This window comes from Novosphingobium rhizovicinum (assembly GCF_040813635.1).
Classification (GTDB): Bacteria; Pseudomonadota; Alphaproteobacteria; order Sphingomonadales; family Sphingomonadaceae; genus Novosphingobium; species Novosphingobium rhizovicinum.
Genome location: NZ_JBFNXR010000050.1, coordinates 39,047 through 60,458 on the forward strand (window position 1 = coordinate 39,047; position 21,412 = coordinate 60,458).

The following is a 21,412-nucleotide window of genomic DNA, read 5'->3' on the forward strand; positions in this document are numbered from 1 at the left end:
CTTGCGCCATATGGCGGCTTCGTCGGGCGAAAGACGGCGCTGCGTCCTCATTGGCTGCGAAGGCGGTTAAGCGTTCCCTTGGGCACCAGAACGTAGGCGCGCCCTCTCCCGCTCATGGTACCGGCAAGGCGGCGGGCATCCTCGCCAGCGCCCCAGAAGGTATCGAAGCGATTCACGCCCTTTATGGCCCCTCCGGTATCCTGCGCGATCCACAAGCCGTTCGCCTCTGGGCGGTCCAGGCTCAGCCACACTGGGGCGCCGAGCGGAACGAATTTGGGATCTGCCGCTACGGAGCTTTCGGCTCGGACGGGAACGCCCAAAGCACCAATGGGGCCGTCCCCCGTCAACTCACGGAAGAACACCCAGCTTCTGTTCTCGCGCATCAGCGCCCGCCCGTCCTCGGGGTTTTCGCGTATGTACTGGATGATGCCTTGCATCGATCCAGGATACTGGCCAGCGCCCTCTCCGATGAGGCCGCGTTCGCGCATGAGTGCGCCAATGCCGGTATACGCATGACCGTTCTGGCCGGCATAGCCGATCCGCATGACGGCACCGTCCGGCAAGCGGATGCGTCCCGACCCCTGGACCTGCAGGAAGAAGAATTCGACCGGGTCTCTGACCCAGGCAAGCTCCAATCCTCGGTTTGCCAAGGCACCATTGTCGATTTCGGTGCGATCGTAATAGGGAAGGAAGCGCCCAGCGGCATCGTAACGCCCCAAGGGCATGCGGCCGTCCCGAAGCGGAGGAGCGTCACCTGCCTGGGCGCGCACGAGGTCGGATGGCAGCGCATAGACAGGGAAATCGTAGCCCGGCAACCGCGTTCGCGATCCCGCTATCTCTGGTTCGAAATAGCCGGTCGCAAAGGCCCGTCCGTCTCCGATCTGCAGCGCCTCGAAATGACGCTCGAAAAAGCGCTCGGCTCGCCCATAGGGCCACTGCGCGAACGCCGCGCAGGCCTCGCTCCAGTCTTCGGGGCGGGTCAGCCCGCTCACATCGACTCGCGTCGTCAGCTTTGGGCAACTCTCTCGAAAGGAGAGCATTGCGGCCGCCGCGTCGGCCTGCCGCAACCCCAATGAGGACACAGCAGGTCCTTCACGAAGCCCAAGTTGAAGCGCAGACTGTCCTGCAAGAGGTGGCACAACGATGGGCGCCCGGGCATCCGGCACAAGACGTCCACAGGCGGAAACGAGAAGAGCAAGGCTAGAGGCAGCCGCAAGCCGCACCCAGCGCAAAGTCAGCCCTCGTCGGTTTCGTCGAGCAGCCAATCAGGATCGGGAGACGAAACATCGCGGCTGAAGGTCCACACATCAACGGCCTCCACGGCATCGTCAAGCGAGCCCGCAACCACCGCACCCTCGGCATTGCGCGTCACTGCAGCGATATCACTGCGGAAGCGGACAGTGATGCGCGCGCGATTACCCTCCATACCGGCCGCGGTGATCGTGCTGTCTTCGATGCGGATGAGGCGGTTGTCGAGCGTCTCGCCAGCCTCACGGCGGGCATCGATCGCGGCGGCAAAACCATCCGACACGGCCGGATCGCACAAGTGGCGCAGCTCGTCCTTGTCGCCCTTCCAGAAGGCTTCGAGGATCATGCGGTAAGCACCACGCGCGCCGTCGAGAAAGGCGAATGCGTCAAACCGCCGGTCTGCCGCCGCAATCTCCCTCAAGCCGCGCTCCACGGTCGCCGATACCGTCGGCATCTCGCGTTGCCGCACGTTATTCGCAGCGGCAGCGTCCTCAGCCTTGGCTGGGGCGCCCACGCGCGGCGCACCGACGCCAGCACGGCGGCTGTCCACGCGTCCGGGAATCGGCTCTTCCTCATGCTCGGCCCTCCGGCCCAACACTGAGTAGAGACGCAGCCCCAGAAAAGCTGCGATCATCGCCAGGATCACGATTTCGACCGTCACGTCTAACTAACCGTCCTTCCTCTCCGTCGGATAGGCCAACGGCATAGCCCCACATAGGTAGGCTTTACAAATGAACAACGCGTGAGTTGCCTTCTATATGCAAAAAATGCGCTGGTCCGTGAGGCGCGTAAGCCTCCGGCATAACCAGAGAGACTGCCCCGGCTAAGCTCTTCGGACGTTCTGACACGTCGACAGGCGCATTGCCGCCCGGCCATGCCAGTGCTAGGCGCGCCCGCTGAAACTGGCGTACACCTCCTCTTGAGAAAGCACCGGGCACAATGGCCGACGAAGACAACATCATCTCCGACCTGAACCTTGGCGAGAGCAATGGAGAGGATAACTCCCCGGTCGCCGGCATCATCTCGCAGTATGTGAAGGATCTGTCGGTCGAGAACCCGAATGCGCCGCAGAGCTTCCAGTGGCAGGACCAGCCGCAGATCGATGTTCAGTTCAACATCGGCGCAACGCCGCTGGAAGGTGAAGTTCACGAGGTCGAGCTGAAGATCGTGGTGACTTCCCGCTCCGACGCCGGCACGGCCTTCGCAGTCGATCTCAGCTATTGCGCCCTCGTCGGCATGCGCAACCTTGCCGACGCGCAGGCACATGCGTTTCTTTTCGCCGAGGCGCCTCGCATCCTGTTCCCCTTTGCCCGCCACATCATTGCCGAGGCCGTCCGTGACGCGGGCTTCGCACCGCTGATGCTGGAGCCGATCGACTTCAACGGCCTCTACGTGCAGCAGCTTGCGTCGCAGCAGGGCGCTGGCGCTCCACCTGCGGGGAATGCTTGATCCAGCGGCGGGGGTGAGGCTCTCCCCATGGGGCTCCTCCGCAACGTCGGCACGATCGGCGGGCTGACGGCAGTCAGCCGCGTATTCGGTTTCGTGCGCGACATCCTGCTTGCGCGCGTGCTGGGTGCCGGGCTGGCGGCAGACGCTTTCCAGCTCGCTTTCGTCCTGCCGAATACATTTCGCCGGCTCTTCGCCGAAGGCGCGTTCTCCGTCGCGTTTGTTCCGATGTACACACGCGCTCTGCACAGCGAAGCCGATGAGGCCGCCGCCGAGCGCTTCGCCAATGATGTACTGGCAGTGTTCGTTTGGGTCCTGCTGGGCTTCTCGGCACTCGCCATGCTGGCAATGCCAGGCATCGTGTGGCTTCTGGCAAGCGAGTACCAGTCTGTACCGGGCAAGTTCGAACTGGCCGTATCACTCAGCCGCGTGACGTTTCCCTATCTGGCACTGGTCAGCCTTGTGGCCCTGCTCTCAGGCGTACTCAACGCGCATTCGAAATTCGCGCCCGGCGCCTTCGTGCCGGTCTTGCTGAACCTGACGCTGATCTCGGGGATCGCAGCCGGGTACTTCCTGCGGGAGGCCGGAGGTAGCGATGTCACCGTTGCGCGCTCGCTTGCGATCTCAGTGTCCGCTGCAGGCGCCGTGCAGCTGGCCTACATGGCCTGGGCGACCCGCAAGGCAGGCGTCCGGCTGCAATTCAGGTTCCCGCGCCTCACCCCCGAAGTGAAGAGGCTCGGCCTGTTGATCCTGCCCGCGACCTTTGGCGCCGGCATCTACCAGATCAGCCAGTTCGTCGACACGTTCTTCGCCACGTCGCTGGAGCAAGGCTCACTGACGCTGTTGAAGTATGCGGATCGACTTAACCAGATGCCCTTGGGGATCGTCGGCATCGCGCTGGGCACTGCGATTCTGCCGATGTTGGCACGGCAGATCCAGTCCGGCGACGAAAGCGGCGCACAGCGCCTTCAGGCCAGTGCTGTGGAGATGGCGACCCTGCTCACTCTGCCCGCCGCTGCTGCCCTGGCTGTCTGCGCACCTGCATTCGTCACCGCGTTCTTCGTAGGGGGAAAGATGACGCTGGCGGATGGTGCGATCATGGCGGACATCGTCGCCGCGCTGGTTTGCGGTCTGCCGGCCTATGTGCTGGTGAAGGTATTTCAACCGGGCTTCTTCAGCCGAGAGGATACCCGCACGCCGGTCTGGATTGCGGCCGGTGCGCTCGTCATCAACATCGGCGTGAACTTCATTGTCGTCCCTCGTTACGGCATCATCGGGCTGGCAGCCGCAACGGCCTTCACGTCGACGCTGAACGTGGCGACACTCTACGCGATCCTTCACCTGAGGGGCTGGTTCCGAATGAGCGGCGCCCTGCTCTCGCGCGTGCTTCGCCAGGCGTTCGCTGCCGGCGTCATGGCGCTGGGCCTCTGGGCGCTGCTGCCGCTGATGGCGGAGCGTTACAGCGGCAATGTCGTTGAGCGAGCATGGTCGCTGGCCATTCTGGTTGCGGCAGGCGCGATTGTCTTCTTCGCCGTGGCCTGGCTCGTCGGCGCCCTCGACAAAGGACACCTGGCCCAGCTACGGCGGCGACGTCCGGCCAAGGAGCCGGTCAATCTCTCGGAATAAGCGGGCCCTTTACATGCGTATCGTCTCCGGCATCCAGCCTACCGGCAACCTGCACCTCGGCAACTACCTGGGCGCCATTCGCAACTGGGTGCGCATGCAGGACGAGGCACAAGCACGGGGCGGACAGTGCCTCTATTTCCTGGCCGACCTTCACGCGATCTCGATGCCGCATGTGCCAGCCGATCTTGCGTCCAACACACGCGAGATGGTCGCAGCCCTGGTCGCCTGCGGGATCGATCCGGAGCGGTCGATCCTGTTCAACCAGGCGCAGGTACCGCAGCATTCCGAGCTTCAGTGGCTGCTGAACGGCACCGCTCGAATGGGCTGGCTCAACCGCATGACGCAGTGGAAGGACAAGGCTGGCAAGAACCGGGAGGGAGCGAGCGTTGCGCTGTTCACCTATCCGGTGCTGCAGGCCGCTGACGTGCTTCTTTACCAGGCGACCCACGTACCTGTCGGCGACGACCAGAAGCAGCACCTGGAACTTGCCAGGGACATTGCTCAGAAGTTCAACAATGACTTTGGATCAGAGCAAGCACCCGTCTTTACGCTGCCTGAGCCGTTCATTCCGCCCGAGGCCGCACGTATCATGAGCTTGCGCGATGGCTCAGCCAAAATGAGCAAATCCGACCCGTCGGACATGAGCCGGATCAATCTCACCGACGACGCTGACACGATCATGCAGAAGGTGAAGAAGGCCAAGACGGATCCTGAGCCCCTTCCCTCGGAGAAGAGCGGGCTGGAGGGCAGACCGGAGGCCGCCAATCTCGTCAGCATCTACGCGGCGATGGCGGGCGAGGACGTACCAGCCGTGCTCTCCCGCTTCGGAGGAGAAGGCTTCGGCAGGTTCAAGCCAGCCTTGGGAGAAGTGCTCGTCGAACGGTTAGCGCCGATTAACGCACGCTTCATGGAACTGCGACGCGACCGTGACGCGCTGGACGCAATCCTCAAGGCAGGCGCAGATAAGGCACGCGCGCTGGCTTTGCCGACACTCGATGCAGCTTACCGCGCTCTCGGCCTCGTCAGAGGCTGAGTGATTTCGAGCGGCGCAGCAGCTTCAGTTTCCTAGCAGGGCTGCGCGCCGCTTCTTCCATGCCTCCGAAAGCGGCTTCACACGATAGAGGGCTTCCAGCCCCGCCCGGTCACGCTTGTGCCCGCCAGCAACGAGCAGGCCGAACACTCGCGCGACGCTCCAATCAGGGAACGGACGGTCCACCAGCACGAGCGCATCCTGCGCTCCGACACTGCCCTCTTCGAGAACGCGGTAGTACCATCCCGAACGACGCGAGCTGATCATACGCTTCATCATGGGCGCGCCGTCAAAGCGGTGGTCCAGTTTCCAGCATGGCTGGCGTCCCTGGCTTACCTCCACCAGCGCGGTACCCAGGCGGAATGTGTCGCCGATACACACCACATCTTCAGCCAGCCCTTCGGTCGACACATTTTCTCCGAATGCGCCGACCGAGCTTAACAGCGTGCACTCGGGCAGCTCTTGAGCCCACCAGGCATAGTGATCGTGGGGATAGTGGTGGATCGCCTTGTCAGGTCCACCATGCACACTTCGATCTGCCTGCTCGTCTCCGGCCAGACCAAGCCTCTCCACATGCACATGGCCTTCGACCGGCCACTTGCCGATCGCACTCGAATCGCTGCCCCGGAACGGAGCAACCTTTCCGCAGTTGATCGATAGAATCGGGGTCGTCATCGCAGATTGTGCTTCCTACATGGAGAAGTGCCGCGGCGAGCAGGAGCGAACAACAAGGCCATGAACGCTCATCAGAGTACATCTGGTCGCATAAGTGGCTCTATTCAACCGGTATTCAGCCGAACTGGTGTATCAAGTCCACAGTATTTGGGCGGGCCGCGCCGGGAGAGGCGTGTCGGGTCCTTCGGCCCACGGAGAACAAAAGCATGACTATGATCCCCAAAGACGGCTTCGGCCGCTTGCGGGCGGTGGCAGTGGTGATGATGCTGGCAACGCTGGCTGCCTGCGCATCCCCGTTCCGCGCTGACGTGTCGCGGTTCCAGTCGCAACTTCCCGCACCCGCAGGGCAGACATTCGCGGTCGTTGCCGACGACCCCTCGATGGCTGGTGGCATAGAGTTCAACAACTATGCGCGCCTGGTGGAAGCCAAACTGGCGCAGCAAGGTTACAGCCCGGTCGCAAACCCGGAGCAAGCGCAACTGCTGGTGCGGTTCGATTATGGTGTCGACAATGGGCGCGAGCGTGTCCGTTCGACGGGCGTGGGCGCTTATCCGGCATGGAGCCCTTGGTACGGCTACGGCCCCTATGGTCCTTGGGGCTACGGCCGCTTTGGCGGGTTCGGTGTCGGAGGCCCATGGCGCTATGGCTGGTACGATCCCTTCTTCGACCGCGGCGTCGAGAGCTACACCGTCTACACAAGCGGAATCTCGCTGAAGATCGACCGTCGCGCCGATAACCAGCGCCTGTTCGAGGGCCAGGCCGAGGCCGTGTCGACTTCGGATCGACTGCAGTACCTTGTGCCGAACCTTGTCGAAGCGATGTTCACAAACTTCCCCGGGAACTCCGGAGAGACCGTGCGCATTACCGTCGCGCCGGAAAAGACGAAGAGGTAGACTGGCTCCCTTACGGGAGACACCGAGGGGCGGGTTCGCTGAAAAGCGGATCCGCCCTTTTCTTTCTCGCAGTTGCGCCAAACGCAGGGCGCTCTTCAATTGCCGAGCGAAACCACCCCACCGGTGGACCCAAAGCCCCCCTCGCCGCGCACGGTGTGATCGAGTTCTTCGACTTTCAGCCATGAGGCGCGCGTCACGGGCGCAAGCACCAGTTGTGCAACGCGGTCTCCGCGTCTGATCTCGAAGCTCTCTTGGCCATGATTGATCAGGATCACCTTCAACTCCCCACGGTAGTCGGAATCGATGGTTCCGGGCGTGTTGGGGACCGTGATCCCGTGCTTCAAGGCTAGTCCTGAGCGTGGGCGCACCTGGATCTCGAAGCCCGGCGGGATAGCGAAAGCCAAGCCGGTGGAGACCGCGTGCCGTGCACCGGGCGGGAGGATCAGGTCCTCTGCCGACAGCACGTCCATTCCGGCTGCTCCGTCCGTCGCATAGGCAGGCAGTTCGAGACCCTCGAAGTTCGCCAGTCGCTTGACGGGAACAGGTACGGTATCAGGCGAGTGCATCTGCAATCCTTTCGACGAGGATGCGCGCGACGTCCTCTTTGGGCATTTCCGGCAGGCTCACGACGTCGTCTGCGCGTATAATGTGAACAGCATTGGCATCGCCCCCCATGACGTCCCCCGAGACGTCATTCGCGACAATCCAGTCAACCTGCTTGCGCAGCCGCTTCTCTTGAGCGTGCAGGATCACATCCTGCGTCTCGGCAGCAAATCCCACCAGCAAGGGCGGCCTTTGCGCGCTCGCCGCCACCGACGCCAAAATATCGGGATTTTCGGTCAGGAGTAGCGCAGGAGGCGCTGACCCGCGCTTCTTCATCTTTTCTTCGGCAACGGTGCTCGTACGCCAATCGGCTACGGCCGCGACCATGATCGCCACGTCGGCAGGTAGAGCGCCCTTCACGGCGGCAGCCATCTCCCGAGCACTCTCGACGTCGATCCGATCCACGCCCCGGGGTGTGGGAAGGTTCACGGGGCCAGCGACCAGTGTGACTCTGGCGCCAGCACGCGCGGCGGCGGCTGCAATCGCGAAGCCCTGTTTACCCGATGACCGGTTCGCGATGTAGCGCACCGGATCGATAGGCTCATGAGTGGGGCCGGCCGTGACCAGGACATGGCGTCCAACAAGCCGCTGAGAACGACCGTCATCAGGAACGTTCTGATGAGGCAAGGCGCCAGATGCGTTCAACAGCGCGGGATCAGCAGGTGCGGCATTTGGCGCTTCGTCCTGGCGCTGCAACCAAGCGTCTTTTCCAGGCTGACTTGCGCCCGCTCCGATGCCCCCCGCAACCTTGGAACCTGAGGTGCTGAGCGGCATTGGTATCGGTTCCCCGTAACGAGGCGCTGCCATTGCGTTCGGGTTCAAATCGAGAGCCGAAGCTATCCTATGCCAGACAGCGACCGGCTCTGGCAGGCGCCCTGGACCATACTCGCCACAAGCCATGGGCCCTTCTTCAGGGTCCAACACATCGACACCAGAGTCCCGCAGCGTCCGCACGTTCCGCATTGTGGCCGGGTGCTGCCACATCCTCACGTTCATCGCCGGAACAGCCATGACGGGCTTGTCAGTCGCGAGCAGCAAAGTCGTCGCAAGGTCGTCCGCTATGCCCGCGGCCATCTTCGCCATGAGGTCAGCTGTGGCCGGGCAAACCACAATCAGATCTGCCTGCCGCGACAGCTGGATGTGCCCCATCTCCGTCTCGTTTTTGAGGTCCCAGAGCGTAGTAAAGACCGGGTTCTCCGAGAGTGCCGCCAGCGCCATCGGCGTCACGAAGTGGCTTCCCCCCTCCGTCAACACACATGTCACGGAGCCGCCTTCCTTGCGGATCATGCGGACGAGTTCGCAGGACTTGTAAGCGGCGATTCCGCCGCCCACCACGAGCAGTATGCGCGGGCCAGACATCGGCTCCGCTTCTGCATCACCGCCGGTTAGCGTGCAATGGCCTTGACCGGCTTCCAGCTAAAGTCCGCGGCATCGATCAGAGAGCAAAGTGCGCGTGGAGCGAAAACCAATCCCGCTGAGAGCATCGGTGCGATCATGGCTCCCCAGTAAAAGTTGTCCCAGCGGCCCGCGATCATGAAGATCACTCCGTAACCTACCGCGATAAAGAAGGCGAAAGTGCCCGCTGGTGATCGCCAACCTGCCCATCCGAGAAATGTCAGAACTGCCAGAGGACCGGCAATCCAGTGCGGTAACAAGCGCAGGTTGCTGGATTCGACGACGTTGCCAAGCCAGCCCGACAGACCGCGCAGCGCAAGCCAGCTCGGCCCCAGCGGATCGCCCGGCAGGACCAAGCTTGAGACAATCGCGAGGTGCACCGAGAGGACGGCCAGGAAGCAAAGCACCAGCGCAGACCACGCCGCCGCCTCTCTCCACTCGCGCCGCCATGCCGCCGTGGCGCCCATGAGTAGAACGAATGGCAACGAGTGCTCACGAATGAACAGCGCAAGTGCCGCGAAGATGAACGCCCATCGCCAGCGTGCGGGCCGCTGCAGTGTGGGAGCGCGGTGCAGGCCGAAGGAGAGCATGAGCAGCATGCCAGCCCATAGCTCATGCAGGGCATAGTAGTGGCGGTTGACGGCCAGTGAAGCGCCGACAAATGCCATGGCCGTAGCAATCCGCCGCAGGCCGCCTACTCCCGGCTCTTCCCCGAAGCGGCGCCACCAGACTACAACCGAAGCGACCATGATGACGATGGATAGGGGCACGCCGAGGGCGAGCTTGTTGAGCCCGGCCTCGAGATACGCAAGCGTCGGTAGCCTTACGGAGAATCCTGGCCGGACCGGATAGTGCCGCAGCCGGTGTTCGGTTGCGATGAAGTCATAGTAGTGCTGCCCCGCCTCGATCCTGCGGATTGCAGCTTCATACAGAGCGATATCCTGGTCGTACTCGTCAGCGCCAAGAATCGGCCGTCCATCCCGCGTTGTCGTGACAGCCGGCGGGTCACCTCCCGGTCGCTCGAGAGGTACGACCGCTGAAGCTGCCAGAAGCAACAAAAGGGCTGCAAGGCAGAGGCGTGCGGCAACTGGCGACCATTGGGCGAAACGGTCCCACGCTTCTGCGCGACGATGAGAGAAGGCGCGAGATTGTGGCCCCGCGCCTCGGCCTGTCAGCTCAGCAAGCCCGATAGTGTCAGAACCCACGCCGCAACGCCCCCGCCAACCGCGGCGGCAACATATCCGCTCCAGTGGTTAGAACGGCGTTTACGAGCCCATATCAGTTCTACGCGCGGCAACGGCGCCTGTTCGGGCGCTCCGCCCTTGGGCGGATATCTCTCCTCTATCCGCCGTACCAGCGCGGGAAGACGCAGCAGGGTGTCCACGTCGGTACGCAGGCGATCGGCCAGGAAGGCTTCAGGGCCAAGCTCATCGCGGATCCAGTTGCGGACGAACGGCGCGGCCACATCCCACATGTTGATTTTCGGATCGAGCGCGGTCGCCAGCCCCTCCACCATCACCATCGTCTTTTGCAGCAGCAGCAAGTGCGGCTGCGTCTGCATGTCGAATTCGCGCGTGATAGCGAACAGACCGTCCAGCATCTGCCCCACGGAGAGTTCGCTCACGGGCTTGCCACGCATGGGTTCGCCCACCGCGCGCAGTGCCGTCGCGAACTCCTCGACTGAATGATACGAGGGTACGTACTGCGCTTCGAAGTGGATCTCCGCGACCCTGCGATAGTTGCCCGTCGTCAGGCCGTAGAGAATCTCGGCCAGCCATTGCCTGGCCTGCCTGTTGATGCGCCCCATGATCCCGAAGTCGATGGCAACAATGGTGCCGGCGGGATCGTGAGCGCCCGGCTGCACGAACAGATTGCCCTGGTGCATGTCGGCATGAAAGTAACCGGCGTTGATCGCCTGGGTCAGGAACGCAAGGACGAGCCGCTTGGCAAGCAGGGGCATGTCGACCCCAGCATTCCGCAGCGACTCCATGTTGCTGATCTTGATGCCTTCGATCCACTCTAGGGTCATCACCCGGCCGTTGGTGCGATCCCAGTCGATGTTCGGGACGCGATAGCCTTCGTACCCTTTCATGGCGTCTGCCAGTTCCGAGGCCGATGCAGCCTCTCGACGCAGGTCAAGTTCACGCAGGGTCCAGCGCTTCAGGTTCGCGATGACAGCCCGCGGTCGCAACCGTGCAGCCTCACCGCCAAGTGCTTCGAGATGAGCAGCCGCCCACTCGTACGTTTCGATATCCTGCGCGAACCGCTCCCGGACGCCGGGCCGCAGCACCTTGACTGCGACGGTCGCTCCATCGGGCCTAGTCGCACGATAGACTTGCGCGATGGAGGCAGACCCGATCGGCTCAGGCTCAAAGGATGCGAACAGTGCCTCAAGCGGTGCGCCGAAACTGTCCTCAATCTCTCGCCTGACCAGATCGAAGGGCAGCGGTGGAAGGCTGTCCTGCAAACTGAGCAGATTACGCGTCGCCTCTTCGCCTACGATGTCAGGGCGCGTGGCAAGCGTCTGCCCCAGCTTGATAGCCGCAGGGCCGATCTCCTGGAAAGCGCGCGCGTAGTCGGGAATCGCCGGCTGCCGGGTCCCAAATCGGGCAATACGGCAGAGCCGCCGGACCGGAGCGGGAGTGTTACGCCCCTCCTCGATTATTCGGAGCGCTCCATGACGGGCGAGCACGCGCCCCCACTTGAGCAGACGCAGAATATGGGTTGCAGGACGGGTCACGCGCAGACTTTCGCTTGTGGCGTTATCACGCCTTCCAGCCGCTGTGGATCGCGACGAGCCCACCCATGATCGGCTCTACCTTGGTATGAACGAACCCCGCACCGCGGATCATCGCCTCGAACTCGGGCATCTTCGGAAACTTGCGGATCGATTCGATCAGGTAGCGATACGATTCCGCGTCACCCGCCACGGCTTGTCCGATCTTGGGGACCAGCTTGTGCGAGTAGGCGTCGTACACTTCCTTGAAACCGGGCCACTCGACGGTCGAGAATTCCAGGCAAAAGAACCGGCCGCCGTAGCGCAGCACGCGAAATGCTTCGGACAGCGCCTTGTCGATGTGCGTCACGTTCCGAATGCCGAAGGCGATCGTGTAGGCATCGAAGAACCGGTTTGGAAAAGACAACTCCTCCGCATTCTGCCGCGACCAGACGAGGCCGTCGATCCCGCGCTGCATGGCGCGCTCAACACCGACGTCCAGCATGTCCTGGTTGATATCGCTTACCGTCACTTGCGCGCCACGCTCAGCCAGGCGGAAGGCGATGTCGCCCGTGCCGCCCGCCATATCGAGAATCGCTTCGCCTTCGCGGGGCTTCACTCGCCGCACGAAACGATCCTTCCACAGTCGGTGCATACCACCTGACATGGCATCGTTCATGACGTCGTACTTGCGCGCGACGTTGGAGAACACGGAGCCGACGCGCTCGGTCTTCTCCTCGGGGCTGACCTCTTCGTAGCCGAAGGAAACGGTATCGCTCATGGCTTCGCCTTAGGGGGATTTGTCCGAGCCGCAAAGAGGAGAGCGAGCGAGTGCACCAAGGCATCAACCGACAGACGGCAAAGCAGCTACCTCGCGAATTTCGCCAGGAGCCCTATATGCCGCCTCAATGCCTGAACTCCCCGAAGTAGAGACCACCGTCCGCGGACTTGCGCGCTACCTTGAAGGTGAGCGCATCGCACGCGTCACGCTCAATCGCGCAGACCTGCGCCGCCCTTTTCCGCACGACCTGCGACAGACGCTCACCGGCGCGCGCGTCACGACGCTCGACCGGCGCGCAAAATATGGACTCATCCACACGGACAGAGCCTCCACGATGGTATTCCACCTCGGGATGTCGGGGCGCTGGCGAATCGATCCGGAAGCGATGGAGAAGCACGATCACCTTGTGCTCGAAACGGAGAGCGGCCACGTCCTTGCTCTTAACGATCCGCGCCGCTTCGGCTCGGTGGATCTTGTTGTCACCGGCGAGCTGGGCGACTGGGGACCATTCGCTGCCATGGGCCCTGAGCCCTTGGGCGAAGACTTTACCCCCACGCACTTGCGGCGCATCTTCTCCGGACGCCTCGCTCCCGTGAAGCAGTTATTGCTCGACCAGGCGATCGTTGCGGGCCTGGGCAACATCTATGTTTGCGAGGCACTGCACCGCGCGGGCATCCGACCCGACAAGGAGGGGCGGCTTGTCTCCTTGCCTGCTCTGAAGAGACTTGTTCCGGCTGTGCGCGACGTGCTGACCGAATCCATCGCTGCCGGCGGCTCAACGATCCGCGACTATGCACAGCCCTCTGGCGAACTCGGCTACTTCGCGACGTCGTGGAAGGTCTATGGACGTGAAGGCCATGCTTGTCCCTGCGGCTCTGCGATAGAACGCTTCGTGCAGGGAGGGCGCAGCACCTTCTGGTGTCCCAAGTGCCAGAAATAGGCCCTCTGAACGATCATCGATGGAACCGCGTGCTTGACGATTTGGGGGCATGCGGCTAAGGGCCGCCCTTCCCGGCGACTCCGTTCGCCAGCAGAACTTTAACCCGACAGCGAAGGCCGCGATCGGCCAGTACGAGGACAGACATGGCCAATACGCCGCAAGCCCGCAAGCGCATCCGCCGCAATGAGCGTCGCGCAGAGATCAACACGAACCGCGTCAGCCGCATCCGCACCTTCATCAAGAAGGTAGAGACTGCGCTTGCCGGCGGTGACAAGACTGCAGCCACCGAAGCGCTGAAGGCCGCCCAGCCGGAACTGGCGCGCGGTGTCGCTCGCGGCGTGCTCCACAAGAACACGGCGGCGCGGAAGATGTCGCGCCTGTCAAAGCGGGTTTCCGCACTCTGATCTGATTCGGCTCCCTGAGGAGCTGAAACAGTACGGAACAAGAACGAAGGCCGGGGGGAGACCTCCGGCCTGTTTTGTCTCTGCAGAGAGCGTTGAAACCGGTCTTTTCGCAACCCCCCGGAATTGCTGCGATTCGGTTGAAGAAAAGACGTAACTGTTTGAATTTACTTACTAATTTTGAATATGAAGGTTTTGCGTCAGTGCTCGCGCTGTCAACCGGAAATAGTTTTTTTATTTGGCTGAGCTGCTCTTGCCTTGGGAGCGGATGCCTACCTAGAAAGGTCCACGGCAGTTACAGAACGTGCCGGGTTCAAAATCGATAACGTGCAGGAATTGGGTCGCAAACCTCGTTTGTGACCGACGGCGGAGTTATGCCCGGAATAGTGCCAAAGGGTGGCATTGGTTCGGGCAGCTCGAAAGCAGGAGGCGGTCGGGGTGACGGGGACTTCAGCAATTCAGCCGGCAGTAGTCGCAGGCAGGAAAGTGAAAGCAGTGCGGGTGGAAATGGAAGAGGATCAAGAAGCGTTGAACCTGGCGGCCGATTGGGCCGACATCAGCCAGGGTCTGCGCAAAGACCTCGGCCAGCAGGTCCACAGCCAGTGGATCAAGCCGATCCAGCCCGGCAACTACTGCGGCGAGACCGGCACGCTCGATCTGTACCTGCCGACGGAATTCTCCGCGAACTGGGTGGCTGACCGGTTTGCAGACCGCCTCTCGCTCGCATGGAAGATCGCCCGTCCCGACGTTCGCCACGTCCGCATCCTGGTCCATCCCGGCCGCCGGCAGCTTCCAGAGCTGCGGCTGGGCAGTGGCGGCAATCCACGCCGGCCTGCTAACGATTCGGCGCAAGGTGCGTCCGACGCCCTAAGTGCTGCGCTCGAAGGCGAGGCCTTCGCCTCGCTCGGCCAAGGCTCTGCAAGCATCGACGCGTCGCAGACGTTCGCCTCGTTTGTAACCGGCACCAGCAACATTCTTGCCTGCAACGCCGCTCAGCGCATGGCCGCGACCGAAGCACCGCAGTTTTCGCCCCTCTATCTCAAAGCGGCAACGGGGCAGGGCAAGACTCACCTGTTGCATGCCATCGGCCACGCGTATCTCGCGAGCCATCCCAGCGCGCGCATCTTCTACTGTTCGGCCGAACGGTTCATGGTCGAGTTTGTGCAGGCACTGCGCCAGAACCAGATGATCGAGTTCAAAGCCCGACTGCGCGGCTTCGACCTCCTGCTGGTCGACGACATTCAGTTCATCATCGGCAAGGCGAGCGCTCAGGAAGAGCTCCTCTACACGATCGACGCGCTACTGGCCGAAGGCAAGCGCCTTGTTTTCGCAGCGGATCGTGCACCTCAGGCGCTCGATGGCGTCGAGCCGCGCCTGTTGTCGCGCCTCTCCATGGGGCTCGTGGCGGATATCCAGCCAGCCGACATAGAACTGCGTCGCTCCATCCTCGAAAGCCGGTTGGCGCGGTTCGCCGCGATCGATGTTCCTGCAGACGTGATCGAGTTCCTCGCCCGCACCATCAACCGCAATGTGCGCGAACTGGTGGGCGGCCTCAACAAACTGATCGCCTACGCACAGCTGACCGGGCAGCAGGTCTCCCTTCAGCTCGCGGAAGAGCAACTGACCGATATCCTCTCGGCCAATCGCCGCCGGATCACGATTGACGAAATCCAGCGCACGGTCTGCCAGTTCTACCGTATCGACAAGACGGAGATGAGCTCCAAGCGGCGCGCGCGCGCGGTAGTGCGGCCGCGGCAGGTCGCGATGTACCTTGCCAAGGTACTCACCCCCCGCTCTTATCCTGAGATTGGCCGCAAGTTCGGCGGCCGCGATCACTCAACGGTCATCCACGCGGTACGCCTGATCGAGGAGCTTCGTACCCGGGACGCCGACATGGATGGCGACGTCCGCTCGCTCCTGCGCCAGCTCGAAAGCTGAGATCGTCGCTCTCTGAGTGACGCCACAGCGTAGCGAGACCCTTGCCGCCGCAGCCTTCGACAATCAGGCCGTGCGGCGGCCAAGTCCTCGCGCCACGAAAAGGTCCAGTGCGGTAGCGCCTGCCACGAACGCGATCGCGCCCCACACATTGCGGCTGCCTGGCGACTTCCTCGCCGCGGCACCCAAGGCCGCAAGATCCATGGCATCGCCCGCTACCCGGTTCCACACTGCGATGGGACGGGAAGGAGCGGCGAGCAGACCCGCACCGGCAAGTATCTCACGCGCGCCGAACCCGCGGATAAGCCCTTCATGGCCGCGGGCGTGGAGCTTGCGAGCAATGCGGCGAGACGCAGCCAGCTCAGCCGCGCCCAGCGCAAACGAAAACAACCCCAGACCGATACTGAATTTCCTGTAGTCCATGCGCCTCTCCAAGATGGCTTCGCGAACAGGAAACGACCGCACGACGAAGCGCGTTCCCGCCCCTTGTTCGGATCAGGCCGGGTACGGAGCAGCACAGCGCGCGCTTCCCATTGCCGCCCCCCTGCTCTATGCCGCCGCCATGACGACCCTTCCCTCGGCTAGCCCTGCCTTGCCCTCCTCTTACTGGCAGGCTGTCCAGCGCGGCACCTTGTGCAAGTGTCCTCGCTGTGGCGCGGCTCCGTTGTTTCGCAAGTGGCTGAAATCAGTGGATGCCTGCGCCTCGTGCGGCCAGAACTGGTCACACCACTGTGCCGACGACTTTCCCGCCTACATAGCGATCCTTATTACGGGCCACGTGCTTGCACCGCTGATGATCGCCCTGCCGCTCGATTACGACTGGTCGCCGCTTGCAGTGTTCGCTCTGTTGATACCGCTTTCGGTGGCGATGATGCTGGGCATGCTTCAGTCAGCCAAGGGGGCCGTAATCGCGACGCAATGGTGGCACGGGCTTCATGGTTTCGTGAAGGAACGGCAGCCGGAAGCCGGGCCTGCCCTTCGCGATTGAGCGCGACCGGATGAGCCTTTCTCCAGATCGCCTCGCCCGCTACGCCCGGCATATCGTTCTGCCCGAAGTGGGAGGCGCTGGCCAGGTGGGCCTCGCGCATGCCCACGTCGTGCTCATCGGCTGTGGCGGCATAGGCAGCCCCGCGCTTCAGTACCTGGCTGCGGCGGGCACCGGACAGCTGACCCTTGTCGATTCCGACACGGTGGACCTCAGCAATCTGCAACGGCAGACGATTTTCACGCCCTCGGACGTGGGCCGCGCGAAGGCAGAGGTGGCCGCCGAATGGATACGGCGCTTCGATCCGGGCCTTGAGGTCCGTGCGCTCGTCCAGCGGGTCGAGAGGGATAACGTCCTGCAGATCCTCCACGGCGCGACCGTCGTGCTCGATGGCTGTGACAACTTCGCGACTCGCCTGACGGTCTCCGACGCCTGCGTTGAAGCGCAAGTTCCCCTGACGAGCGCCGCGATCGGACGCTTCCAAGGGCAGGTAGCAAGCTTCTCCGGGCACCTGCCCGACCAGCCCTGCTACCGATGCTTCGTGGGCGACGCCTTCAATGCGGAGGACTGCGACACTTGCGCCGCAGACGGCGTTCTGGGGGCTATGGCCGGCATGGTCGGTACTTTCGGTGCCATGCAGGCCATCCGCGTCCTCCTGCAAGGCCATGCCGCGCTGGGAGAGCCTCAATTCGGCAAACTCCACCTGCTGAACGGCCTGGCGCCATCGCTCCGCACCATAGCGATCGCCAAGGACCCCGATTGCAAGGGCTGCGGCGCAAAGGGAGCCCGATGACAGACGCATACGACCTGAACCGCTTCGTGGAGGCGCAAGAAGGCAGCTATGGCCAGGCGCTGCGCGAGATCCAGGATGGAGCGAAGCACAGCCATTGGATGTGGTACATCTTTCCGCAGATCGCAGGGCTAGGCCACAGTGCCATGGCGCAGCGTTACGCGATTACGTCATTGGACGAAGCACGGGCCTATCTCGCCCATCCAATCCTTGGCGCGCGATTGCGCGAGTGCGTGGCTGCGCTGGACACGTTGACCGGAACCAGTGCGGAGCGTGTGTTCGGTTCCGTCGATGCGATGAAGTTACGCTCATCGCTTACACTGTTCGAAGCGGCGGGAGCGCCCTTTGAAGGAACGATCAAGCGTTGGTTCGGCAGCCCCGACCCGCGAACGCTGGACCTGTTGCCGCGCACTTCCGACTAGCCTTCGCCTATCGCGGCCAACACCTGATCCACCCACGCCGGGACCAGTTCAGTCGCCGGTCCATGGCGAGCCTCTTCGAACCAGAGCGTGCCTTGTGAGGGCCCAAGGTTCAGCTCCAGCGTTGCCACGCCCAGTTGCCGTGCCTGCCGGACGAACCCGGCGGCCGGATAGACGGCGCCTGACGTGCCAATCGATACGAACAGATCCGCCTTGCGCAGAGCCTCGTAGATCTCCTCCATCCGGTAGGGCATTTCCCCGAACCAGACCACGTCGGGCCGCAGAGCCTTCTCTCCGCATGCAGGGCAAGCAGGCCGCTGGAGCAAAGCCCCTACCCAAAGGGAGCGAACGTCACATGCTGTACACCAGGCGAGCAGATGCTCACCGTGCATGTGCAGAACACGGCGCGCGCCGGCGCGCTCGTGCAAGTCGTCAACGTTTTGCGTAACGATCAGCAGGTCGCCCGGCCACTCCGCGTCCAGACGGGCCAGCGCATGGTGCGCCGCATTGGGCTGCTTCGTCTGGATAGCTTCGCGGCGCATGTCGTAGAACCGCAGCACCAGATCGGGATCGCGCATGAAGGCCTCGGGCGTGGCCACGTCTTCGACCCGATGCTGCTCCCATAGACCGCCCTCGGAGCGGAACGTATCGATGCCGCTCTCGGCGCTCACGCCCGCGCCGGTGAGAATGACGATGTTGCGGATGTCCTTCATCGCCGCCATGAGACACGCCCAAAGGGGATCATGCAATGACAAGTTCGGCCACCAGAATCGGCATCATCGGCAGCGCGGGGCGCATGGGCCAGGCAATTGCCGCCGCAGTCGTGCAGGCAGGTCACATGGTCGCGGGAGGCATCGACAAGGATGGCGACGTCACGGCGCTGGCAGCGCAGAGCGAGGTCCTGGTCGACTTCTCGTCCCCCGCTGCGCTTGAGGGCAATCTCGATGCCGCTGCGGCAGCGGGCGTTCCGGTCGTCATCGGCACCACCGGGCTGGAGGAGCGCCACCACTTCCTTATCGACCACGCCGCAGAAACCATCCCTGTACTCCAGACCGGCAACACCTCTCTGGGCGTGACCCTGCTTGCGCACCTCGTTCAGGAGGCAGCGGCAAGGCTCGGCGAGGACTGGGACATAGAAATCGTCGAGACTCACCATCGCATGAAAGTCGACGCGCCGTCGGGCACCGCGCTTCTGCTTGGAGAAGCGGCCGCAAAGGCGCGCGGGGTCGATCTTGCAGAGGCCTCGGAACGGGGGCGGGACGGCATGACTGGCAGGCGGGGGACGGGGACGATCGGCTTTGCCGCTCTGCGAGGGGGAACAGTCGCCGGGGATCACTCCGTCCTGTTCCTCGGCGCCAACGAGCGCCTCACGCTTTCCCATCTGGCAGAGGACCGCACCATCTTCGCGAAGGGCGCTGTGCGGGCATGCGAGTGGCTCGTCGGACAGACGCCGGGCCGCTACACCATGCCAGAGGTTCTGGGCCTTTGAAGAAAGCAGACGTCTTCGAGTTCTTTCGCCGTCTGGCCGAGGAGAATCCCGACCCTCAGACGGAGCTGGAATACGGAAACGTGTACCAGCTCCTGGTCGCTGTCGTGCTCTCCGCGCAGTCCACCGACGTTGGCGTCAACAAGGCGACGCGCGCGCTCTTTCGGGAGGTAAAGACTCCTTCGGAGATGATCGCGCTCGGTGAGGAAGAGTTGAAAGAGCACATCAAGACGATCGGCCTGTTCAACTCGAAGGCGAAGAATGTCATCGCCTTGTCCGAAATCCTAGAGCGCGAGCACGGCGGCGAAGTACCAGCGGATCGCGACTCCCTCACCGCATTGCCCGGAGTGGGTAGGAAGACGGCCAATGTCGTGCTCAATTCCGCACACGGGGCCGAGACCTTCGCGGTCGATACCCATATCTTTCGCGTCTGCAACCGCACCGGCATGGCGAAGGGCAAGACGCCGCTGGCAGTCGAATTGGGGCTGGAGAAGAAAGTCCCCGGACCATTCAGAGTGGGCGCGCACCATTGGCTGATCCTGCATGGCCGCTACATCTGCAAGGCACGCATGCCGGAGTGTTGGCGCTGCCCCGTCGTGGACCTGTGCTCCTTCAAGGCCAAAGTGCTGGAAAAGCCCGGACGCAAAGCGAAGAGCTGAGCTAGTCCTCTCCCGCCACTGCCGAGATCACCGTTGCGGCAACGATATCGCCAATGACGTTCAAGGTCGTTCGGCACATGTCGAGGAACCGATCGACGCCCAGGATCAGGCCAATGCCCTCGGGCGGGACGCCTACGCTGCCGAGGATCAATGCAATCACGGGCAAGGAGCCCGCAGGCACTCCTGCCGTGCCAACCCCGGCGAGGATGCAGACCAGCATGACAAAGAACTGCTGACCCAGGTCGAGATCCACTCCGAAGAACTGGGCCAGAAACAGGACCGTCACGCCCTCGAACATGGCCGTGCCGTTCTGATTAGCCGTCGCGCCGATCGTCAGCACGAAGCGGGCGACCTTCGGCGGCAGCTTCAGTTCCGTGTCCGCCACTCGCAAGGCGGTAGGCAGCGTGGCATTCGAACTGGCCGTGGAGAAAGCCATCAGGCTCGCCTCGCGCGTCTGCCGGAAGAAGGTGATCGGATTCCTCCTGGCCACGAAGGCCAGCAGCGCCGAGAATACGCCGAACATCTGCAGCCCAAGCGCGAGCAAAACCACTCCGACGTAGGCGGCAAGCTTGAACAGGAGGTCCCAGCCGAACTGTGCGGCCAGATTGAACATGAAGCAGAAGATCGCAATTGGGGCGAGTTGGATGACGATGCCGATCAGCTTCATCGCCACTTCGAAGATCCCCTCAATGGCATCCTTCAGTGTGAGCGTGCGCGGCGTCTGCACCAAGAGGATGCCGATGCCGAAGAACAGGGCGAAGAACATCACCGCCAGGATGTCGTTCTGGCTCATGGCGGCGACGACATTGGTCGGTACGAGGCCCAGCACCGCATCCACACCACTGGCTGACTCGTCCGCGCTGGCGACGATGCCGGCTGCCGCCTGCCCCCCTTGCTCCAGAAGCGCCTGCGCCGCGTCGCGGTCCACGCCCGCTCCCGGTTGCAACAGGTTGACCAATGTCAGTGACAACACGACCGCCAGGCCGGTGACGATCACTGTGTAGAGCAACGTGGCGAGCCCGACGCGGCGCAGCGCCCGTATTTCGCCCATCTCCGCGATTCCGATCACCAGCGCTGAGAACAGCAGCGGCAAGACCAGCATGAACAGCAGCCGCAGGAACACCTGGCCGATTGGACCCGTCACGTAAGTCACAATCGTGGCGACCCAGGGATCTCCGGCGGCGAAGGTGTAGACGAGCAAACCCGCCACAAGCCCTGCAATGAAGCCGATCAGGATCCGCCACTGCAGCCCGCTTGTTTGCGCTTCCCCTGGGTGCGCCCCGGCAGTCGCGACTTCATTCATGTGGAGCGGTATCCTTCGCTGGGCATTCGTTCGAGCATCAAGGGAAGCAAGCGTGCGAGTTCGGCGCAAGCCCGCAGTTGG

23 protein-coding genes are annotated in these 21,412 nt (G+C 63.0%); 12 read left to right on the plus strand and 11 right to left on the minus strand.

Going from position 1 to position 21,412, the window contains the following annotated elements; genetic code table 11:
* Positions 1 to 47 precede the first annotated feature (47 nt).
* Together mltA and ABUH87_RS12775 are read right to left on the minus strand one after the other, a co-directional pair.
* Entirely contained in the window at positions 48 to 992 is a 945-nt protein-coding gene (gene mltA, locus ABUH87_RS12770; RefSeq protein WP_419956698.1) for a murein transglycosylase A, read from the minus strand.
* Between the two features lie 242 nt (positions 993 to 1,234).
* The gene (locus ABUH87_RS12775) at positions 1,235 to 1,909 is read right to left on the minus strand and encodes a Tim44/TimA family putative adaptor protein (RefSeq protein WP_367774245.1); all 675 of its coding nucleotides are present in this window, start codon (positions 1,907 to 1,909) and stop codon (positions 1,235 to 1,237) included.
* Between the two features lie 278 nt (positions 1,910 to 2,187).
* Between ABUH87_RS12775 and secB the strand changes: the two genes are divergently transcribed.
* Genes secB through trpS form a run of 3 tightly spaced genes read left to right on the plus strand, consistent with a single transcriptional unit; the run spans position 2,188 to position 5,353 of the window.
* Positions 2,188 to 2,697: a protein-export chaperone SecB gene (gene secB, locus ABUH87_RS12780; RefSeq protein WP_367774248.1), complete on the plus strand. Its 510-nt coding sequence runs from the start codon at positions 2,188 to 2,190 to the stop codon at positions 2,695 to 2,697.
* 27 nt (positions 2,698 to 2,724) lie between these two features.
* On the plus strand, positions 2,725 to 4,320 hold the full coding sequence (murJ, locus tag ABUH87_RS12785; RefSeq protein WP_367774250.1) for a murein biosynthesis integral membrane protein MurJ: 1,596 nt from the start codon (positions 2,725 to 2,727) through the stop codon (positions 4,318 to 4,320).
* Positions 4,321 to 4,333: 13 nt separating this feature from the next.
* Entirely contained in the window at positions 4,334 to 5,353 is a 1,020-nt protein-coding gene (gene trpS / locus ABUH87_RS12790; protein ID WP_367774253.1) for a tryptophan--tRNA ligase, read from the plus strand.
* Positions 5,354 to 5,377: 24 nt separating this feature from the next.
* On the opposite strand, the gene ABUH87_RS12795 is transcribed toward trpS, so the two are convergent.
* A complete protein-coding gene (locus tag ABUH87_RS12795) occupies positions 5,378 to 6,025 on the minus strand; it encodes an MOSC domain-containing protein (RefSeq protein WP_367774254.1) in 648 nt (215 codons plus the stop codon).
* 206 nt (positions 6,026 to 6,231) lie between these two features.
* Here ABUH87_RS12795 and ABUH87_RS12800 point away from each other — a divergent pair, with 206 nt between their 5' ends.
* Positions 6,232 to 6,918 (plus strand): DUF4136 domain-containing protein, encoded by a 687-nt coding sequence (locus tag ABUH87_RS12800; protein WP_367774256.1) that lies wholly within the window; start codon positions 6,232 to 6,234, stop codon positions 6,916 to 6,918.
* 95 nt (positions 6,919 to 7,013) lie between these two features.
* Here ABUH87_RS12800 and dut read toward each other — a convergent pair whose 3' ends face one another.
* Genes dut through ABUH87_RS12825 form a run of 5 tightly spaced genes read right to left on the minus strand, consistent with a single transcriptional unit; the run spans position 7,014 to position 12,413 of the window.
* On the minus strand, positions 7,014 to 7,484 hold the full coding sequence (gene dut, locus ABUH87_RS12805) for a dUTP diphosphatase (RefSeq protein WP_367774258.1): 471 nt from the start codon (positions 7,482 to 7,484) through the stop codon (positions 7,014 to 7,016).
* On the minus strand, positions 7,471 to 8,880 hold the full coding sequence (locus tag ABUH87_RS12810) for a bifunctional phosphopantothenoylcysteine decarboxylase/phosphopantothenate synthase (protein WP_367774260.1): 1,410 nt from the start codon (positions 8,878 to 8,880) through the stop codon (positions 7,471 to 7,473). The genes dut and ABUH87_RS12810 overlap by 14 nt, the downstream gene beginning before the upstream one ends.
* 26 nt (positions 8,881 to 8,906) lie before the next feature.
* Complete coding sequence (locus tag ABUH87_RS12815; RefSeq protein WP_367774262.1) at positions 8,907 to 10,121, minus strand: glycosyltransferase family protein; 1,215 nt, start codon at positions 10,119 to 10,121, stop codon at positions 8,907 to 8,909.
* Entirely contained in the window at positions 10,088 to 11,656 is a 1,569-nt protein-coding gene (ubiB, locus tag ABUH87_RS12820; RefSeq protein ID WP_367774264.1) for a 2-polyprenylphenol 6-hydroxylase, read from the minus strand. Before ubiB ends, ABUH87_RS12815 begins: the two co-directional genes overlap by 34 nt.
* 25 nt (positions 11,657 to 11,681) lie before the next feature.
* Positions 11,682 to 12,413: a class I SAM-dependent methyltransferase gene (locus ABUH87_RS12825; RefSeq protein WP_367774266.1), complete on the minus strand. Its 732-nt coding sequence runs from the start codon at positions 12,411 to 12,413 to the stop codon at positions 11,682 to 11,684.
* A gap of 127 nt (positions 12,414 to 12,540) precedes the next feature.
* Between ABUH87_RS12825 and mutM the strand changes: the two genes are divergently transcribed.
* From mutM to dnaA, 3 genes are all read left to right on the plus strand, one after another.
* Positions 12,541 to 13,353 (plus strand): bifunctional DNA-formamidopyrimidine glycosylase/DNA-(apurinic or apyrimidinic site) lyase, encoded by an 813-nt coding sequence (mutM, locus tag ABUH87_RS12830; RefSeq protein WP_367774268.1) that lies wholly within the window; start codon positions 12,541 to 12,543, stop codon positions 13,351 to 13,353.
* A 143-nt stretch (positions 13,354 to 13,496) separates the two neighbouring features.
* Entirely contained in the window at positions 13,497 to 13,757 is a 261-nt protein-coding gene (gene rpsT / locus ABUH87_RS12835; RefSeq protein ID WP_367774270.1) for a 30S ribosomal protein S20, read from the plus strand.
* Between the two features lie 504 nt (positions 13,758 to 14,261).
* On the plus strand, positions 14,262 to 15,692 hold the full coding sequence (dnaA, locus tag ABUH87_RS12840) for a chromosomal replication initiator protein DnaA (RefSeq protein ID WP_367774514.1): 1,431 nt from the start codon (positions 14,262 to 14,264) through the stop codon (positions 15,690 to 15,692).
* A 63-nt stretch (positions 15,693 to 15,755) separates the two neighbouring features.
* Here dnaA and ABUH87_RS12845 read toward each other — a convergent pair whose 3' ends face one another.
* On the minus strand, positions 15,756 to 16,112 hold the full coding sequence (locus ABUH87_RS12845; protein ID WP_367774272.1) for a hypothetical protein: 357 nt from the start codon (positions 16,110 to 16,112) through the stop codon (positions 15,756 to 15,758).
* Positions 16,113 to 16,125: 13 nt separating this feature from the next.
* On the opposite strand from ABUH87_RS12845, the gene ABUH87_RS12850 reads away from it, so the two are divergent.
* Genes ABUH87_RS12850 through ABUH87_RS12860 form a run of 3 tightly spaced genes read left to right on the plus strand, consistent with a single transcriptional unit; the run spans position 16,126 to position 17,886 of the window.
* On the plus strand, positions 16,126 to 16,677 hold the full coding sequence (locus tag ABUH87_RS12850) for a DUF983 domain-containing protein (RefSeq protein ID WP_367774274.1): 552 nt from the start codon (positions 16,126 to 16,128) through the stop codon (positions 16,675 to 16,677).
* Positions 16,678 to 16,687: 10 nt separating this feature from the next.
* Entirely contained in the window at positions 16,688 to 17,467 is a 780-nt protein-coding gene (locus ABUH87_RS12855) for a HesA/MoeB/ThiF family protein (protein WP_367774276.1), read from the plus strand.
* On the plus strand, positions 17,464 to 17,886 hold the full coding sequence (locus ABUH87_RS12860) for a DUF1810 domain-containing protein (RefSeq protein ID WP_367774278.1): 423 nt from the start codon (positions 17,464 to 17,466) through the stop codon (positions 17,884 to 17,886). The genes ABUH87_RS12855 and ABUH87_RS12860 overlap by 4 nt, the downstream gene beginning before the upstream one ends.
* On the opposite strand, the gene ABUH87_RS12865 is transcribed toward ABUH87_RS12860, so the two are convergent.
* Entirely contained in the window at positions 17,883 to 18,596 is a 714-nt protein-coding gene (locus tag ABUH87_RS12865) for an NAD-dependent deacylase (RefSeq protein ID WP_367774515.1), read from the minus strand. The genes ABUH87_RS12860 and ABUH87_RS12865 overlap by 4 nt on opposite strands.
* Positions 18,597 to 18,631: 35 nt before the next feature.
* Here ABUH87_RS12865 and dapB point away from each other — a divergent pair, with 35 nt between their 5' ends.
* Together dapB and nth are read left to right on the plus strand one after the other, a co-directional pair.
* Positions 18,632 to 19,372, plus strand: a complete 741-nt coding sequence (gene dapB, locus ABUH87_RS12870) for a 4-hydroxy-tetrahydrodipicolinate reductase (RefSeq protein ID WP_367774280.1) — start codon at positions 18,632 to 18,634, stop codon at positions 19,370 to 19,372.
* The gene (gene nth, locus ABUH87_RS12875; protein ID WP_367774282.1) at positions 19,369 to 20,028 is read left to right on the plus strand and encodes an endonuclease III; all 660 of its coding nucleotides are present in this window, start codon (positions 19,369 to 19,371) and stop codon (positions 20,026 to 20,028) included. The genes dapB and nth overlap by 4 nt, the downstream gene beginning before the upstream one ends.
* Position 20,029: 1 nt before the next feature.
* Here nth and ABUH87_RS12880 read toward each other — a convergent pair whose 3' ends face one another.
* Positions 20,030 to 21,331, minus strand: a complete 1,302-nt coding sequence (locus ABUH87_RS12880) for a dicarboxylate/amino acid:cation symporter (RefSeq protein ID WP_367774284.1) — start codon at positions 21,329 to 21,331, stop codon at positions 20,030 to 20,032.
* Between the last annotated feature and the right edge of the window lie 81 nt (positions 21,332 to 21,412).